Origin of the sequence: Derxia gummosa DSM 723 (assembly GCF_000482785.1) — a bacterium.
In the GTDB taxonomy this organism is placed as follows: Bacteria; Pseudomonadota; Gammaproteobacteria; order Burkholderiales; family Burkholderiaceae_E; genus Derxia; species Derxia gummosa.
On sequence record NZ_AXWS01000008.1, the window covers coordinates 583,312 to 599,572 of the forward strand.

Annotated in this window: 19 protein-coding genes; 5 read left to right on the forward strand and 14 right to left on the reverse strand. The window is 72.0% G+C overall.

Annotated features, from left to right (window positions below; genetic code table 11):
- Positions 1-53: 53 nt before the first annotated feature.
- Together H566_RS0108800 and H566_RS0108805 are read right to left on the reverse strand one after the other, a co-directional pair.
- Positions 54-320: a hypothetical protein gene (locus H566_RS0108800; protein WP_028311147.1), complete on the reverse strand. Its 267-nt coding sequence runs from the start codon at positions 318-320 to the stop codon at positions 54-56.
- Between the two features lie 16 nt (positions 321-336).
- On the reverse strand, positions 337-1,143 hold the full coding sequence (locus H566_RS0108805) for a hypothetical protein (protein ID WP_028311148.1): 807 nt from the start codon (positions 1,141-1,143) through the stop codon (positions 337-339).
- A gap of 177 nt (positions 1,144-1,320) precedes the next feature.
- Here H566_RS0108805 and H566_RS0108810 point away from each other — a divergent pair, with 177 nt between their 5' ends.
- Positions 1,321-1,545 carry a hypothetical protein gene (locus H566_RS0108810; protein WP_028311149.1) on the forward strand — a complete coding sequence of 75 codons (225 nt, stop codon included), beginning with the start codon at positions 1,321-1,323 and terminating at the stop codon, positions 1,543-1,545.
- 81 nt (positions 1,546-1,626) lie between these two features.
- Here the strand turns inward: H566_RS0108810 and hisC are convergent, their stop codons facing one another.
- Positions 1,627-2,691: a histidinol-phosphate transaminase gene (gene hisC / locus H566_RS0108815; protein ID WP_034411004.1), complete on the reverse strand. Its 1,065-nt coding sequence runs from the start codon at positions 2,689-2,691 to the stop codon at positions 1,627-1,629.
- A 191-nt stretch (positions 2,692-2,882) separates the two neighbouring features.
- Here hisC and H566_RS30355 point away from each other — a divergent pair, with 191 nt between their 5' ends.
- The 4 genes from H566_RS30355 to H566_RS0108835 all read left to right on the forward strand — a co-directional run bounded on the left by H566_RS30355 (position 2,883) and on the right by H566_RS0108835 (position 5,828).
- A complete protein-coding gene (locus tag H566_RS30355) occupies positions 2,883-3,011 on the forward strand; it encodes a hypothetical protein (RefSeq protein ID WP_281173116.1) in 129 nt (42 codons plus the stop codon).
- 291 nt (positions 3,012-3,302) lie between these two features.
- Positions 3,303-3,935: a Spy/CpxP family protein refolding chaperone gene (locus H566_RS27395; protein ID WP_211238059.1), complete on the forward strand. Its 633-nt coding sequence runs from the start codon at positions 3,303-3,305 to the stop codon at positions 3,933-3,935.
- Complete coding sequence (locus H566_RS0108830; protein WP_028311151.1) at positions 3,932-4,675, forward strand: response regulator transcription factor; 744 nt, start codon at positions 3,932-3,934, stop codon at positions 4,673-4,675. The genes H566_RS27395 and H566_RS0108830 overlap by 4 nt, the downstream gene beginning before the upstream one ends.
- Positions 4,665-5,828 (forward strand): sensor histidine kinase, encoded by a 1,164-nt coding sequence (locus H566_RS0108835; RefSeq protein ID WP_028311152.1) that lies wholly within the window; start codon positions 4,665-4,667, stop codon positions 5,826-5,828. The genes H566_RS0108830 and H566_RS0108835 overlap by 11 nt, the downstream gene beginning before the upstream one ends.
- 89 nt (positions 5,829-5,917) lie before the next feature.
- Here the strand turns inward: H566_RS0108835 and H566_RS0108840 are convergent, their stop codons facing one another.
- The 11 genes from H566_RS0108840 to H566_RS0108890 all read right to left on the reverse strand — a co-directional run bounded on the left by H566_RS0108840 (position 5,918) and on the right by H566_RS0108890 (position 16,242).
- On the reverse strand, positions 5,918-6,613 hold the full coding sequence (locus H566_RS0108840) for an HAD family hydrolase (RefSeq protein ID WP_028311153.1): 696 nt from the start codon (positions 6,611-6,613) through the stop codon (positions 5,918-5,920).
- Between the two features lie 174 nt (positions 6,614-6,787).
- Positions 6,788-7,006 carry a TOBE domain-containing protein gene (locus tag H566_RS0108845; RefSeq protein WP_028311154.1) on the reverse strand — a complete coding sequence of 73 codons (219 nt, stop codon included), beginning with the start codon at positions 7,004-7,006 and terminating at the stop codon, positions 6,788-6,790.
- A 137-nt stretch (positions 7,007-7,143) separates the two neighbouring features.
- Positions 7,144-7,992, reverse strand: a complete 849-nt coding sequence (locus H566_RS23960; protein ID WP_034411283.1) for an ATP-binding cassette domain-containing protein — start codon at positions 7,990-7,992, stop codon at positions 7,144-7,146.
- Positions 7,993-8,072: 80 nt separating this feature from the next.
- Positions 8,073-9,551 (reverse strand): LLM class flavin-dependent oxidoreductase, encoded by a 1,479-nt coding sequence (locus tag H566_RS23965; RefSeq protein ID WP_084544905.1) that lies wholly within the window; start codon positions 9,549-9,551, stop codon positions 8,073-8,075.
- Between the two features lie 10 nt (positions 9,552-9,561).
- Positions 9,562-10,473, reverse strand: coding sequence for a MetQ/NlpA family ABC transporter substrate-binding protein (locus H566_RS0108860; RefSeq protein ID WP_051378408.1), 912 nt, complete (start codon positions 10,471-10,473; stop codon positions 9,562-9,564).
- 162 nt (positions 10,474-10,635) lie between these two features.
- Positions 10,636-11,301 carry a methionine ABC transporter permease gene (locus tag H566_RS0108865; RefSeq protein WP_028311156.1) on the reverse strand — a complete coding sequence of 222 codons (666 nt, stop codon included), beginning with the start codon at positions 11,299-11,301 and terminating at the stop codon, positions 10,636-10,638.
- Positions 11,302-11,312: 11 nt separating this feature from the next.
- Complete coding sequence (locus H566_RS23970) at positions 11,313-12,080, reverse strand: methionine ABC transporter ATP-binding protein (protein WP_034411006.1); 768 nt, start codon at positions 12,078-12,080, stop codon at positions 11,313-11,315.
- Between the two features lie 70 nt (positions 12,081-12,150).
- Entirely contained in the window at positions 12,151-13,506 is a 1,356-nt protein-coding gene (locus H566_RS0108875) for an acyl-CoA dehydrogenase family protein (protein ID WP_084544906.1), read from the reverse strand.
- Between the two features lie 19 nt (positions 13,507-13,525).
- Positions 13,526-14,323 carry an ABC transporter ATP-binding protein gene (locus tag H566_RS0108880; protein WP_084544974.1) on the reverse strand — a complete coding sequence of 266 codons (798 nt, stop codon included), beginning with the start codon at positions 14,321-14,323 and terminating at the stop codon, positions 13,526-13,528.
- A gap of 10 nt (positions 14,324-14,333) precedes the next feature.
- On the reverse strand, positions 14,334-15,248 hold the full coding sequence (locus H566_RS0108885) for an ABC transporter permease (protein WP_028311159.1): 915 nt from the start codon (positions 15,246-15,248) through the stop codon (positions 14,334-14,336).
- Between the two features lie 10 nt (positions 15,249-15,258).
- Positions 15,259-16,242 (reverse strand): aliphatic sulfonate ABC transporter substrate-binding protein, encoded by a 984-nt coding sequence (locus tag H566_RS0108890; protein ID WP_028311160.1) that lies wholly within the window; start codon positions 16,240-16,242, stop codon positions 15,259-15,261.
- Between the last annotated feature and the right edge of the window lie 19 nt (positions 16,243-16,261).

The window sequence follows — 16,261 nt, forward strand, 5'->3', positions numbered from 1 at the left end:
GATGCGCGCCCGGCCGGGGCGGCCCCGGTTGCCCCGCGCCCGGCCGGGCGGCGCTATTCGCCGCTGTCGCAGTCGCGGATGAGCCGGATGCAGTCCTGCATGCCGGCCACCAGGCGGTCGCGCAGCATGTCGTCGGTCGGGCAGAAGATGTTGTCGGACACGCTGCGCTCGTACTTGCCGGCGACGAGCGCGTCGTACTCGCCCTTGAGCTTGTAGAGCCGCTCGACCTGCTCGGCGCGCACATGGGCGACGTGCTCGTCTTCGGTGCATTGCAGCAGGCCGAGCGCGATGCGCTCGCGGGCGGACTGGCGGACGGTCATGGCGCGACCCGCCCGCTCAGGCGCCGGCCGGCGAGGGCACGACCGGCACGCGATAGCTGAAGAACGGCTGCTTGCCCTGGGCGCTGCGCTTGCGGTTAAGCGCCTCGGGCGGCTCGACCTCGACGCAGGCGCCCGGATGCGCGTTCAGCACGGCGCAGGTCTGCACCAGCATCGACAGCTCGTCATAGGCGCCGAACTCGATCTCGCGGAACACCGGCGCCGCGCTGCCGTACTGCTTGAGCCGCGCCTGGAAGGCTTCCGGGAACAGGAAGAAGGCTTCGGCGCCGAAGCGCTGGATCAGCGCGCCGCTGGCGACCGGCGTCTCGCCCTCGGGCAGATAGGGCACGAACAGCCCGCCGAGCCCGACCTGCCAGTGGCCGAGGTCGGGCAGCCAGTACACCGGCACGATGAAGACGCCGCCGGCCGGGAATTCGGCGCGCAGGCCGTCGTCGCCGGGCACGAGACCGTTGACCGCGTCGGCGTCCCAGCACAGCGCGATGCGCTTGGCCGAGGCATCGCGCTGGGCGCCGCCGGTGGCGTCGTCGGTGCCGGCCGGCAGGGCGGGCCAGCGCGCCTCGAGCGCGAGGATCGGCCAGGGCAGGCGCAGGTCGGCGCGGGTGAGGGCGGCCTCGGCGTTGGCGTCGAGCAGGGTGCCGCGCTCGGGCAGCAGGAACTTGAGCGCGTGCTCGATCAGGGTGATGACGCCGTCGAGCACCTGGACCGAATGCGGCGCTTTCTCGGCGGCGGCAGCGCGTTGCTCGCGCAGGCTTTCGAGCGCATGCGCGCAATAGTTGTTCACTTGAATGTCGGAAGTGTTGGACATGGCGTGCGCGAAGGATTGAGCCGCACTCGTCCAGCAAGAACGATTCCTTCACGCGGGCAGGGCTTTGGGCAAACTGCGCCGTGTTTGCGCTCGATCAAGCCATTGCATGAGCGCAGCGCCGCCGATCGCGCGAAGGTCGGCGGACATCCTCCCGACCCTTGCAGAAAGCCGCGCCCCATGTCGCTCAAGCCCGAAGACCTCGAAATCCGCCTCTACATGCTGGAAGCCCTGACCATGGCGCTCGCCAGCACCCATCCCGATGCCGAGGCGCTGACCGCCGCCTTCGACAAGGCGGCCGGCCGCATCCAGGGCTATCTCGAAGGCAATGGCGCGGCGCCGGAGCTGGTGCAAAGGATTGCAAGCGCGGCGGCGCGCATCCGGGTGCAGATCGAGCCGGAATGAGGCATCGGGATCGCCGCGCGGCCCGCCGGGCCGAGAGCGGCGCCGACCATCCCGGCGCCGTGTGTCCCGACCGACCGCCCTTCAGCCGAGGATGCCGTCGAGCGCCGCGAGCAGCGCCGCGCACTGCTCGTCGGAACCGACGGTGATGCGCAGCCAGTTGGCGATGCGCGGCGCCGAGAAGCGGCGCACCAGCACCTTGCGCGCGCGCAGCTCGGCCAGCAGTTCGTCGGCCGGGCGGCTCGCATGCGTCGTGAAGATGAAGTTGGCCGCCGATGGCAGGCTCGTGAAGCCGCGCTTCGCCAGCTCGGCCACGAGCCGCTCGCGTGTGGCGATGACGGCGTCGCGGGTCTGCGCGAAGTAGTCCTCGTCGCGCATCGCCGCCGCCGCGCCCGCTGCCGCGAGCCGGTCGACCGGATAGGAATTGAAGCTGTCCTTCACGCGGCGCAGCGCCTCGATCAGGCCGGCGTCGCCGATCGCGAAGCCCACGCGCAGGCCGGCGAGCGAGCGGCTCTTGCTCAGCGTCTGCGTCACGAGCAGGTTCGGGTACTTGCGCACGAGGCCGGCCGCGCTTTCGGCGCCGAAGTCCACATAGGCCTCGTCCACGAGCACGACCGAGCCGGTGTTGCGCCGGAGCAGCGCCTCGATGTCGGCCAGCGGCAGCGCGCGGCCGGTCGGCGCGTTGGGATTGGGGAAGACGATGCCGCCGTTGGACTGGGTGTAGTCGTCGAGCGCGAGGCTGAAATCGTCGCGCAGCGGCACCGTGCGGTACTCGATGCCGAACAGGCCGCAGTACACCGGATAGAAGCTGTAGCTGATGTCCGGGAACAGCAGCGGCTGCTCGTGCTTGAGCAGCGCCATGAAGGCAAAGCCCAGCACTTCGTCCGAGCCGTTGCCCGCGAACACGTTGTCGATACCGAGACCGTGGCGCTCGGCGACGGCGGCGCGCAGCTCGGTCGATTCGGGATCGGGGTAGAGCGCCAGCCTGCCGGCCGCCTCGGCGATCGCGGCGATCGCCTTCGGCGACGGCGGATAGGGGTTCTCGTTGGTGTTGAGCTTGACGAGGCCGTCCACCTTGGGCTGCTCGCCCGGCACGTAGGGAACGAGGCGGTGGGTGAGGGCGCTCCAGTAGGGATTGGCGGCGGTCATGAGGCGGCGTCCGATGGGTTGGCGGGGGCGGGCGCGCGGCCCGCAGGGCGGCGAGGATAAGCGATCGGGTGAGGGCTTCCGCCGGAAAGCCCCCGGCTCGGGCTAGAATCGCGGGCTTTGGTTTTTCAGCAAGAACAGCCAGAAATCCACCATCGCCGGCTTCAGTGCCGGCACCCAACCGGAGTCCCAAGATGGCCGACCGCACCCGTACCCGCCGCAACACCCTCGAACGCCGCTGCCTCGGCAAGACCTTCAAGCGTCTGTTCGTCGGTCGTAACCGCGAAGTGTTCCGCATGCTCGAAAAGATCAAGAAGAACTGATCGTTTCCCGCGCGGGCCGCTTCGGCGGCCATGAAAAAGGGGGAGCGCACCGCAAGGGCGCTCCCCCTTTTTCATGGCGCGCGCGGCTCGGCAATGCGCGCGCAACGTGCGCCACGTATCTCCTCCTTGCCGCAGCGATGCGGCGATCTGTTCCCGACGCGACTGCATTTCCAGATTTCGGGTAACGCGCCGTAACGTCTGGCACATGAGGCGGCAAACCCGGCTGGCGACAGTGGCGCCATGCCGCGACGGCGCTTCCGGCCGGCGCGGCGATCCGCGAAAGGGATGGAGATGTTCAAGTTCACTGAATCGAAGCGCGTGCGCCGGCTGGCCTTTGCCGGTGCCGCCGCGCTGGCCGTGGGTGTCGCCGCGCTGCCGCTGCTGGCCGACGCCGCCGCCGACAAGACCCGTCACGGCGCGCCCGAAGCCTGCCCGATGACCGATGCAGGCCAGGGTTCGATGCGCGGTCTCGGCGGCCCCGGCATGCACGGACCGGATGGCCAGATGGGCATGCCGCTGCCGCCTCCCCATCTGCTCAAGCAGGCCGGTGCCAGCGACGACCAGATCGCCCGCATCCGAGCCATCGTCGAGGCGAAGCGCGACGAAAGCCGCGCCGACCACGAAAAGCTGCGCGCCAACCACGACAAGCTGCGCGAACTGCTCACCGCACCCAGCATCGACCGCGCCGCGATCGACAAGCTGCGCGCCGAGCAGTCGGCCATCGTCGATGCCCAGTCGCGCCGCATGACCGGCGCGCTCGAAGACGCCGCCGAGGTGCTCACGCCCGAGCAGCGCGCGAAGCTCGCCACGCTCGTCGCCGAGCATCGCGAGCACGGCCCGCGCCACCGCGGCGCCGACCACGACGGCGCCCGTCCCGGCCCCGACGGCCGTCCCCCCGCACCCGACCAGCCGCCCCGCACATGAACCAGCGCACCGCTCCCGGCCTGCACCGCCTGCTCGTCATCGACGATGACGAGCGTCTCGTCGCCATGCTGCGCGACTACCTCGCGCCCAACGGCTTCGAGATCACGCTCGCCTTCGACATCGCCGAAGGCCTGGCGGCGCTCGGCCGCGAGCGCTTCGACATCGTGCTGCTCGACCTGATGCTGCCCGATGGCAACGGCCTCGACGTCTGCCGCCAGATCCGCGCGGCGGCGGGCGCCGAATCAGATGTCGGCCTCGTGATGCTGACGGCGCGCGGCGAATCGACCGACCGCGTCATCGGCCTCGAGCTCGGCGCCGACGACTACGTCACCAAGCCCTTCGATCCGCGCGAACTGCTCGCCCGCCTGCGCGCCGTGCTGCGTCGGCGCCAGGCCACGCCGTCCGACGCCCAGCGCGAGGTGCTGGTGTTCGGCCGCATGGAAATCGACCGCGCCGGGCGCTGCGTGCGCATCGACGGCGACATCCGGCCGCTGACCTCGCACCAGTTCGCGCTGCTCGACGCGATGGCCGAGCGCGCCGGCCGCGTGCTCACGCGCGACCAGCTCATGGAGCTGGTGCAGCCCTGGCACGGCGAGGACACCTTCGACCGCTCGATCGACGTGCACATCGCGCGCATCCGCGCCGCGATCGAGGACGACGCCCGCCGTCCCCAGCGCATCGTGACCGTGCGCGGCATCGGCTACGTGTTCTCGCGCGAACAGGACAGCCGTGCCGCCTGAGCCGCGCCTCGCGCGCCGGTTGTGGCTGCGCATCTGGCTCGCCGTCGTCGCGACGGTGCTGCTGTTCGCGCTGCTGGCCGGCGCCGCCTGGCGCATGTATGCCGATGAGGTGCGCGGCGAGTTCTTCCGCCACGAGCGCCCCGGGCCGCCGCCCTGGGCCGGCGCGCCACCGCCCGGCGTCGCCGCCGACGACTGGGCGGACTGGTGGAACGAGCGCAAGCGCGAGTTCGAGCGCCGGCCGCCGCCACCACCGCCGCACATGAAGAACGGACCGTTCGGGCCGATGAGCCTGATCGGCCTGCTCGGCGTGCTCGCGGCCGGCGTCGCCTTCGGCGCCTACCCGGTGGTGCGCAGGCTCACGCGCCAGCTCGAGGACCTGCACGCCACGGTGCGCCGCTTCGGCGAAGGCGATCTGCAAGCGCGTGCAAGCCTTGGCGGCAGCGACGAAGTCGCGGGCGTCGCGCAGAGCTTCAACGACGCCGCCGGCCGCATCGAGGGGCTCATCGAATCTCAGCGCTCGCTGCTCGCCAATGCCTCGCACGAGCTGCGCTCGCCGCTCGCGCGGCTGCGCATGGCGAGCGAGATGCTCGGCGCCTCGGCCAGCCCGGCGCTGCGCGACGAGATGCGCCGCAACATCGGCGAGCTCGACCAGCTCATCGAGGAAATCCTGCTCGCGAGCCGGCTCGAATCGGCGCGCGACGTGCCCTTCGGCGAGCGCGAGCCGGTCGATCTGGCCGGTCTCGTCGCCGAGGAGGCCGCGCACGCGGGCGTGGCCGTCGAGGCCGTGCCCGCGACGCTGCCCGGCGACGCGCGCCTGCTGCGCCGCCTGGTGCGCAACCTGATCGAGAACGCGCTGCGCTATGCGCGCAAGCCGGGCGAGGACGGCGGCATCGAGGTGCTGCTGCGACGCGACGGCGACCGCGCCGTGATCGAGGTGCGCGATCGCGGCCCCGGCGTGCCCGAATCGGACTGCGAGCGCGTGTTCGAGGCCTTCTACCGCGTGCCGGGCGCCAGCGAGCGCGAGGGCGGCGTGGGCCTCGGCCTCGCGCTCGTGCGCAAGATCGCGCGTCACCACGGCGGCGAGGCGCGCTGCCTGCCGCGCGAGGGCGGCGGGGCCAGCTTCGTCGTGACGTTGCCCGACGCGAAAGGCTGAGAGCGGTTCGGGCGCGAGCGTGCTCCGCGCCGCCATCCGGCCGTCCGCGGTGCGGCCCCGGCAGGCCGGGCGTGCTGCCGCGTTCCCGCTCAGGCCGCCTTGCCGGCCATGCCGACGAGTCCGGACACGAGCGCCGGCAATTCCTCCATGTGACCGAAGGTCGCCACCGCGCCGAGCGCGCGCAGCCGCTCGCCGTGGCCCGGCGCGAGATGGCCGCCGCCGGTGAAGCCGAGCACCGTCATGCCGGCGGCGCGCGCGGCCGTGACGCCGGTCGTGCTGTCTTCCACGACGAGGCAGCGCGCGGGCGCGACGCCGAAGCCGGCCGCCGCCGCCAGATACACGTCGGGCGCGGGCTTGGGGCGGTCGAGATCGCGGCCGCTGTACACGCGGTCATGGAACAGCGGCGCGAGGCCGGTGCGCGCGAGCACGCCGCGCACGCGCCGCGCCTCCGAGTTGCTCGCGACGGCGAGCGGCAGGCCGGTGGCGGCGAGCGCCGCGCCGACGCCGGGCATCGGCGTGTCGAGGCGGTCGATGGCTTCATCGACGCGGTGGTGCAGGGCCTCGATCTCGGTCAGCGTCATCGGCGCGCCGAGCAGGGTGGACAGCTCGACCATCATCGGCACGAACAGCATGCCGAGCCGGGGCTGGAGCAGGGGAAGGATGTCGCGCGCGCGGTCGGCCGACGGGAAGCGCGACGCGAGTTCGTCGGCGGTCATGACATAGGACAGCGCCTCGCTGTCGATGAGCACGCCGTCGCAGTCGCTGATGAGGTGGGTAAAGCCCATGGCGCCTTCTTCTTGGTGGAGGAGGGCACCAATCTAGCCGTCGCCGGGCGGCGCGGCGATGAAGCTTGCGGACCGTCACGGCTCGGGTGCCGCCGCGCGAGCGCGGGACGGCGGCCGTCGTCGCGGCGGCCGGGCGCCGGCCGCGCCGGGCCGTGGTCGGTCGGAGCCTCCGGCTCAGAGCGCCGCGATCGCCACCTCGGTGGACTTGACCAGCGCGATCACCTCGCGCCCCGGCACGAGACCGAGTTCCTTCACCGAGCGGGTGGTAATGACCGAGGTGACGATCAGGCCGGTCGAGGTCTCGACATCGACCTCGCTGACGACCGGCCCTTCGATGATTTCGCGCACGCGGCCACGGAACTGGTTGCGGGCGTTGATGGCGGCGATGGACATGCTGACTCCTTGGTGTGTGACCGCTCGTGGCGGCATCGGGTCGGGTTGCCGGCGGGAGGCCGGCGGGCAATGGCTTGAAGGGGGGCAGACACGGTGGCCGCGCGCTGGCGGGCGGCCGGTCTGGGGTGCGGGCGGACTCAGACCGCCCAGCGGAAGGCCGTCACCTCGGGCTCGGGCTGCTCGGGCTGGCGCGGCGTCTGGAGCACGCGGTCGAGCACGGCTTCCTCGATCGCGGCGAACTCGGGCCTGCCGCGCGAGCGCGGCCGGGCCAGACGCACTTCGCGGTCGAGCGTGATGCGGCCGTCCTCGATCAGCACGATGCGGTCGGCCAGCGCCACGGCTTCCTGCACGTCATGCGTGACGAGCACGGCGGTGAAGCCGTGGGTGCGCCACAGGTTCTCGATGAGCGCCTGCATCTCGATGCGGGTGAGCGCGTCGAGCGCGCCGAGCGGCTCGTCGAGCAGCAGCAGGCGCGGCCGGTGCACGAGGGCGCGCGCGAGCGCGACGCGCTGGCGCTGGCCGCCCGAGAGCTGGGCGGGCCAGTCGTCGGCGCGGTCGGCCAGACCGACCTCGGCCAGCAGGGCGCGCGCGCGGTCGCGGGCGTCGGGGCCTTCGAGGCCGAGCGCGATGTTGTCGATGACGCGCTTCCACGGCAGCAGGCGCGGTTCCTGGAACATCACGCGCACCGAGTCGCGGCGCTCGGCCGGCGCGAAGCCGTCGATGAGCGCGGCCGGCGGCGCGAGCGGGCCGGCGGCGCGCGCGTCGCGCTCGAAGGATTCGAGGCCGGCCAGCACGCGCAGCAGCGTGCTCTTGCCGCAGCCGCTGCGCCCGACGATGGCGAGGAACTCGCCCGGCGCGATGTGCAGGTCGACGCCGTCGAGCACGCGGCGGCTGCCGAAGCGCTTGACCAGGCCGGCGAGGTTGACGGCGGTGCCGTTGGTGGCGCCGCCGGTCGCCGGGCCGGTTTCGGCCGCCTGCGTGGCCACGACCGGCGTGGCGCCGGCCTGACCGTCGGCGCCGCGCGGCGCGGCGGCGGATGCGTCGTTCACGACGCGCAGCTTGAGGCTCATTGCGATTCCAGTTCGGGTTCGGATTCGGGATGGAGGGCGGCCGCGCGGCGCGCCGCGCGCACGGCGTCGCGCAGCCGACCGCCCGCGTGGTCGGGCGCGAGCCGCGCATGGCCGAACAGGCGCTGGCGCAGCGGGCCGTCGGCATAGCTCGTGGCATAGGCGCCGCGTCGTTGCAGCTCGGGCACCACGTGCTCGACCACATCGGCCCAGCTGCCGGGCGCGACCGCGTAGGCGAGGTTGAAGCCGTCGATGCCGGTGGAGGCGACCCAGTCCTGCAACTGGTCGGCCACCTTCCGCGGCCCGCCGACGATGACGGGCCCGCGTCCGCCGATGGCGATGAATTCGGCGGCCTCGCGCACGGTCCAGACGCGCGACGGATCGGCCTTGCTGAACGAGGCCAGCGCGGTGCGGCCGGCGTCGGTGTCGAGGTATTCGATCGTGGCGTCGAGCGGCACGCGGCCGAAGTCCACGCCGGTCCAGCCCGACAGCAGCGCGAGCGAGGCGTCGATGTCGGCATAGCCGCGGTAGTCGGCGTGCTTGGCGTCGGCCTCGGCGTCGGTCGCGCCGGTGATGACGGTGGCGAGCGCGTAGATGCGCACCGAGTCGGGCCGGCGGCCGGCGCGGGCGACGGCGGCGCGCACATCCGCCACCTGCCTGGCGAGCGCGGCCTGCGTCGGCGCGATGAGGAACACGCATTCGGCATGGTTGCCGGCGAAGCTCAGCCCGCGCGGCGAGGTGCCGGCCTGGAACAGCACCGGCGTGCGCTGCACCGAAGGCTCGCTCAGATGGATGCCCGGCACGCGGAACCAGCGGCCGTCGTGGGCGACCGCGTGCACCTTGTCCGGATCGGCGTACACGCCGGCCGCGCGGTCGTGGCGCACCGCGTCGTCGTCCCAGCTCGTTTCCCACAGCTTGTAGACGGCGGCGAGGAAGTCGTCGGCCTGGTCGTAGCGCTCGTCATGCGAGGTCTGCTTCTGTTGGCCGACGTTGCGCGCCGCGCTGTCGAGATAGGAGGTGACGATGTTCCAGCCGACGCGCCCCTCGGTGATGTGGTCGAGCGTGGTCATGCGCCGCGCGAACAGAGCCGGCTGCTCATAGCTCGTCGAGGCCGTCACGCCGAAGCCCAGGTGCTTCGTGACGGTCGCCATCGCGGGCACCAGCAGCATCGGATCGTCGAGCGGCACCTGCACGCCGCCGCGCAGCGCGGCAGCCGGGCTGCCGTTGTGCACGTCGTACACGCCAGTCACATCGGCGAGAAAAAGGCCATCGAACAGCCCGCGCTCCAGCAGGCGCGCGAGGTCGAGCCAGTAGTCGAGCTTCACGTACTCGTGCGAGCGGTCGGCCGGATGGCGCCACAGCCCGGGCGACTGGTGGCCGGCGCAGGCCATCGCGAAGGCGTTGAAGCGGATCGGCTTCGCGGCGGGCTGCCCGGTGCTGACAGCGCTTGCAGCCTGGGCGGGATCGGGTCGGCTCATCGCGTGCCCCTCACTTGACCGAGGCGGTCTTGCCTTCGAGCGCGACCTGCCACTCGGGCTTCACGAAGCCGGCAAAGCGCTGGTTGGTCACGGCGAGGAATTCCTTCGACTGCCAGGCGGCGGCGATGTCCTTCACGTACTCGCGGTCCTTGTCGGCGGTGCGCACTGCGACGACGTTCTGGTAGGTGGGCGTGGTGTCTTCCAGCACCAGCGCCTCGGTCAGCTTGAGGCCCGAGGCGAGCGCGAAGTTGCCGTTGATGAAGCTGAAGTCGATGTCGTCGAGCGAGCGCGGCAGCTGCGCGGCCTCCAGCGGCACGAGCTTGATGCCCTTGAGGTTCTGGGCGATGTCCTTCTCGGACGCGCGGATCGGGTCGTAACCCTCGCGCAGCCTGATCCAGCCGAGCTTCCTGTCGAGCACGACGAGGGCGCGCGCCGCGTTGGCCGGGTCGTTGGGGATGGCGACCGTCGTGCCTTCCTTCACCTCGCCCGTGGACCTGTGCTTGCGGCTGTACACCGCGATCGGCGCCGTCGGCACCTTGAGCACCTCGACGAGGTCGAGCTTGTTCTCGGTCGAGAACTTGCGCAGATAGACCTCGTGCTGGAACACGTTGGCATCGAGCGAGCCTTGCGCGAGCGCGAAGTTGGGCTGGATGTAGTCGTTGAACTCGACCAGCTTCACCTTGTAGCCCTGCTTTTCGAGGATGGGCTTGATGCCGTACTTCACCTGGTCGGCGTAGGGGCCGGCGGTGGCGCCGAACACCAGTTCCTTCTTCTGCGGATCGACCGCGTGCGCGGCCGGCGCGAAGGCGCCGAGGGCCAGCGCGGCGCCGAGCGTCGCGGCCAGGGCGGTGAAGCGGCGGCGCGCGGCGGCGGGCTTGTGGCCCGAGACGGCGGTGCGGGAGGAGCGGGTTTGCGCGTTCATGGCTTGTGTTCCTTGTGACGAGACGGGAGCCTGGACGCTCGTGGCATCCATGGAAAAGATTCAGGAGAAATGAACTTATGGGGCCGGCGGGGTGAGGCACGCCGGCCCGTGCCGCATGGCATGCGGCCCGGCCGCGCGCCGCGCGTCCCGGCCCACCGCCGTTCAGCGGTGATCGAGCCGGCGCGCGAGCCGGTTGCCGCCCCACTGGATGAGCTGGACGATCAGCACCAGCAGCGCGACCGTGCCGACCATCACGTCGGTCTGGAAGCGGTAGTAGCCGTAGCGGATCGCGATGTCGCCGATGCCGCCGCCGCCCACCACGCCGGCCACGGCCGAGTACGACAGGAAGCTCACGACCAGCACCGTCAGCGCCAGCACCAGCGCCGGCCGGGCCTCGACCAGCAGCACGCGCAGCACGATCTGCAATTCGCTCGCCCCCATCGCATGCGCGGCCTCGATCACGCCGCGCGGCACCTCGCGCAGCGCCTGCTCGACCAGCCGCGCGAAGTAGGGAATGGCCGCGAAGCTCAGCGGCACCGCCGCCGCGACCGGCCCGATGCTGCTGCCCGCGATCACCCGCGTGACCGGCACCAGCGCCACCAGCAGGATGATGAAAGGGAAGGAACGCACGACGTTCACGACCCAGTTCAGCACCGCGTGCACCGCCGGTTGCGCGAGCGACTGGCCCGGCGCCGTCAGCACGATGAGCACGCCGAGCGGCCCGCCGATCGCCACTGCCGCGCCCACGGCAATCGCCAGCATCGCCGCCGTCTGGCCCACGGCCACCCACAGCTCGGGCAGCACCTCGATGAAGTTGTCGAAGTTCATCGCGGGCTCCTTCAGGCGAGCGCCGGCTGGCGCAGGCTCGCGACGAGTTCGCGCGCGAGGCCGGTGGCCGGCTGATGCGCGTCGTCGTCGAGCGCGAAACGGTCGGCGAGGTGGCCGTCTTCCATCACCGCCACTTCGTCGCAAAGGCGGCGCACCACCTCCATCTCGTGGGTGACGATCACGAGCGTGACGCCGTGGTCGCGGTTGATGGTGGCGAGGGTGTCGAGCACCGAGCGCGTGGTTTGCGGGTCGAGCGCGGACGTGGGCTCGTCGCACAGCAGCACGCCGGGCCGCGTCGTGAGCGCGCGGGCGATGGCGACGCGCTGCTTTTGCCCACCCGAGAGCTGGGCCGGATGGCTGCGCGCCTTGTCGGCCAGGCCGACGATGTCGAGGCATTCGGCCACGCGGCGCGCGATGGCGGCCTTCGGCTCGCCGGCGATCTCCAGCGGGAAGGCGACGTTGGCCTCGACGGTCGCGTTCAGCAGCAGGTTGAACTGCTGGAAGATCATCCCGATGCCACGGCGCGCGGCGCGCAGCCGCGAGCGCGACAGCGCGGTCAGGTCCACGCCATCGACGATGACGCGGCCGGCGTCGGGCCGCTCCAGCAGGTTGACGAGCCGCAGCAGCGTGGACTTGCCGGCGCCGCTCATGCCGATGACGCCGAAGGCGCTGCCGCGCGCGATGTCGAGGCTCACGTCGCGCACGGCGTCGAAGCGCCTGCCGCCGGGCAGTGCAAACGCTTTCGAGACGTGGTCGAGGTGGATGAAGGCGGCGCTCATGCGGGCCTCCGGGCGTGGCGCGCGCTGGCCGCGCGGCGCGGGGCGGATTGGCAGATGTGCATGGCTCGCCTCACGAGTACGCGGTCGGATCAGGCACGCGGCCGGTGGTCGCGTAGCGGCCGAGGTCGCGCAGCTTGTAGTCGAGCGGGTCGTGCAGCGTGTGGACGCGGGCGTTGCGCCAGTAGCGGTCGAAGCCGTTGCGCGCCGAGGTGGCGCTGGCGCCGGTGATGTCGAAGATCTGGGTGCCGATCTCCAGCGCGGCGCGGTGGGCGCAGACCTTGGCTTCGGCCACGGCGACGGCGATGTCGCCGCGATGCGCGGCGGTGACGAGCGCGGGGCCGAGGTCGAGCACGTCCTGCAACTTGCGCGCGGCGAGGTCGCTCAGCACCTGGGCCGGGCGCAGCAGGCTCCACAGCTCGCCGTAGCGGCGCTGGATGAAAGGGTCGTCGAGCGAGGCGGCGACGCCCGAGGCAAACCAGGGCCGGGCGCGGTCGCGGCTGTAGCCGGTGGCGGCGGCGAAGGCGCCCTCGGCGATGCCGGTGTAGAGGTTGGCCATCACGAGCTGGGCGATGCAGGAGCGCAGCGTGCTCCAGGGCGTGGCGACGATGCCGGGCTTTTGCGTGACCTCGTCATGCGCGATGCGGACGTGGTCGAAATCGACGGTGCCGCTGTCGGTCTGCTTCTGGCCGAAGGCGTCCCAGTCGGCATTGACGGTGATGCCGGCGCGCCGCGTGGGCAGCACGCCGATGAGCAGCGAGTCGGTGGGCGGGTGCCAGGCCGAGAGGGTGAGCGCGTCCGAGCCGACCGAGCCGGAGCAGAAGGTCTTGCTGCCGTGGAGCGTGAAGCCCTCGGGCGTGTCGGTGGCGACAGTGCGCTTGTCGAGCGGGTTGAGCGCATTGCCCCAGAACAGGCCGTGCTCGATCGTGCGGCGCAGCCACAGCGCCTGCTGATCTTCGTCGCCGTAGAGGAAGAGGCCGGCGATCTGGAGGTGGTGGAAGCCGTACACATGGCCGAGCGCGCTGTCGGCGCGCGCGACGCGGCGCAGCGTGTCGAAGATCGTGGGCCAGTCGCTGCCCGCGCCGCCGAAGGCCGTGGGCACCGACAGCGTGAGCAGGCCGCTGGCGCGGATGAGGTCGCGCTCGGCGGCGGCATGGCCGCCCGCGCGGTCGCGCTCGACGGCGGTGCGCGCGAGGTCGGCGGCGAGGGCGTCGGCGGCGGCGAGCGGATCGGCCGGCGGGATGAGGCGGGCGCGGGCGGGCAGCTCGGCGGCGTGGGCGGCCGGGTGGGCCGCGTGGCCAGCGTCGGACGGCGCGGCGGCGTTCGCCGGCGCGTTGACGGAGCTGCCGGCGACGGCGCGGAGGTCGGGCGTTGCCGGTTCGGTGCGGGTCTCGGAGGCGGGCCGCGTTGCCGGTTGGGCCAGGGTCATGGTCGTGTGTCCTTGCGGGTCAGAAGGAATGGATGGCGTGAAGCTCGGTCAGGGCTTCGGCCTTGAGCGCGGCGAGGGCGAGGTCGCGCCGGTCGCGCGGATGGGGTAGCGGCACGCGCAGTTCGCGCCGCAGGCGGCCGGGATCGGCGTCGAGCACGAGCACGCGGTCGCTGAGGTAGATGGCTTCGTCGAGGTCGTGGGTCACGAGCAGCAGCGCGATGCCGTGATGGCGCGCGACGCCGAGCAGCAGGTCCTGCAGCTTCATGCGCGTGAAGGCATCGACCGCGCTGAAAGGCTCGTCGAGCAGCAGCAGGCGCGGCCGGGTGTAGAGGCCGCGCGCGATCGCCACGCGCTGGGCCTGGCCGCCCGAGAGCGAGCGCGGCAGCGCGTCGGCATGGCCGTCGAGGCCGACCTCGCGCAGCAGGCCGAGCGCGTGGGCGTCGTCGCGGCCCTTGCGGCCCGAGTCGAAGGCGACGTTGTCGGCCGCGCTCAGCCACGGGAACAGGCGCGGCTCCTGGAACACGAAGCCGATCTCGCGCGTGACGCCGCGCAGCGTGCTGCCGGCCAGCGCGATGCGGCCGTCGTAATCGCGGTCGAGGCCGGCGACGAGGCGCAGCAGCGTGCTCTTGCCGCAGCCGCTCGGGCCGACGAGGCTCACGACCTCGCCGGGCGCGATCGAGAAGCGGATCGCGTCGAGGATGCGGCGCGGGCCGTAGTGCTTGGCGCGCAGGTCCACGTCGAGCAGGGTGGCGCGGCCCCGGGCTTCATCGGCGTGATGCGTGCCGGCGGCGCTTGCGGCGAGGGAGGCGGTGGTCATCGTCATCCCCTCAATCGGCGCGGCGGTCGTGGGTGTCGCGCCAGGCGAGCGCGCGGCGCTCGATGCGCAGCAGCACCGAATCGCCGGCCTTGCCGAGCAGGGCGAGCAGCAGGATCGCGGCTAGCACCACATCGACGCGGCTGGTCTCGCGGCCGTCGCTCAGCAGATAGCCGAGGCCGCGCGTCGAGGCAATCAGCTCGGCCGCGACGAGGAACATCCACGCGAGGCCGAGGCCGCCGCGCAGGCCCGTCATCAGCGCCGGCAGCGCGGCCGGCAGGAAGATGCGGCGCACCTGCGCGAGCCGGCCGAGACCGGCCATCGTGCCCACCTCGACCAACTTCCGATCGACGTCGGCGATGCCCGAGGTCACGCCGAGGTACACGGGGAAGAAGGCGCCGATCGCGATCAGCGTGACCTTCGGCAACTCGTCGATGCCGAGCCAGAGCAGCAGCAACGGCACCCAGGCGAGCGACGGAATCGCGCGCAGGGCTTGCAGCGTGGGGTCGAGCAGCGCCTCGGCGCGGCGGCTCAGGCCGACGAGCGCGCCGAGCACCACCGCGAGTGCGCTGCCGATGGCAAAGCCGGCGAGCACGCGCGCGAGGCTGACACCGATGTGGCGCGCGAGTTCGCCGCCGCCGGCCAGTTCCGCAAGCGTTTGCAGCAACTCGCTCGGCGCGGGCAGGAAGCGCGATTGGACGAGGCCGGCGCGTACGCCGATCTCGGCCGTAGCGAGCAGCGCGACGGGCAGCAGCAGGCCGGCGGCCGGGCGCGCCCAGCGCGCGGCGAGGTGGCGCGGGCCGGATGACCGCTCGCGCGGCGCGCCCGGCTGTGCGTTGCGGCCCGCCGCGTTCGATGCCAGCGCGGCGCGCGCGCCGGCCGGAATGCCTTCCGGCGACGGCGCGACTGAAATCGCTCGCGTGTTCATCGCATCCGCCTCAGGCCGCCTTGCCGCCGATGACCGACTTCGCGAAGCCGGTGTCGATCAGCGCCGCGACGGTCTTGTCGAGATCGGTGCCCGGCTTGACCAGTGCTTCCTCGCGCAGGATCGGCGCGGCGGCGCGCAGCGCGTTCACATGCTCGGCCGAGGGCAGCGGGTTGCTGAAGTCGGTGCGCAGCTTCACCTGCAGCAGCGCGACGGGCACGCTCACCTTGGCTTCCTCGGCCAGGATCTTGGCTGCGTCGCTCAGGTTGGCGAGCGTCCAGGCGCGCGCCTTCTCGTAGGCCGTGATGACCTTGGCGACCACCTGCGGATGCTCGGCGAGGAAGGCTTCGCGCGCGCTCAGGAAGTTGTAGGTGTTGTAGCCGACGTTGCGGTACAGGAAGCGCGAGCCGGCATCCAGCTCGCTCGCGGCCATGTGCGGATCGAGGCCGGCCCACGCATCGACCTTGCCCTGTTCCAGCGCGGCGCGGCCGTCCGGATGCTGGAGGTGGACGATCTCCACCTCGCTCTTCGGCACCTTGAATTCGCGCAGCGTGCGCAGCAGGAAGAGATAGGGATCGGTGCCCTTGGTCGCGGCCACCTTCTTGCCGCGCAGCTCGGCCACGGTCCTGATGGGCGAATCCTTGGCGACGAGCAGGCCGGTCCATTCGGGCCGCGAGCCGACGTAGACGGTGCGGATCGGATTGCCGTTGGCCTTCGACAGCAGGGCGGCGAGGCCGGCGCTGGAGCCGAGGTCGATGCTGTTGCCGCTCAGGTATTCGAGCGCGCGGTTGCTGCCGGCGCTGAACACCCATTTCACCTTGGTGCCGTCGGCCTTGAGGGCGTCTTCGAGCCAGCCGAAGCGGCGCAGCACGAGGCTTAGCGGCGAGTAGTAGGCGTAGTCGAGCCGCAGTTCGTCGAGGGCGGCGGCTCGGGCTTGCGGCAGGGCGGAGGCGAACGCCGCCACCGCCGCGCCCTTGAGGAGTTCGCGTCGTTTCATGTTGTTCTCGTGTGGGTGG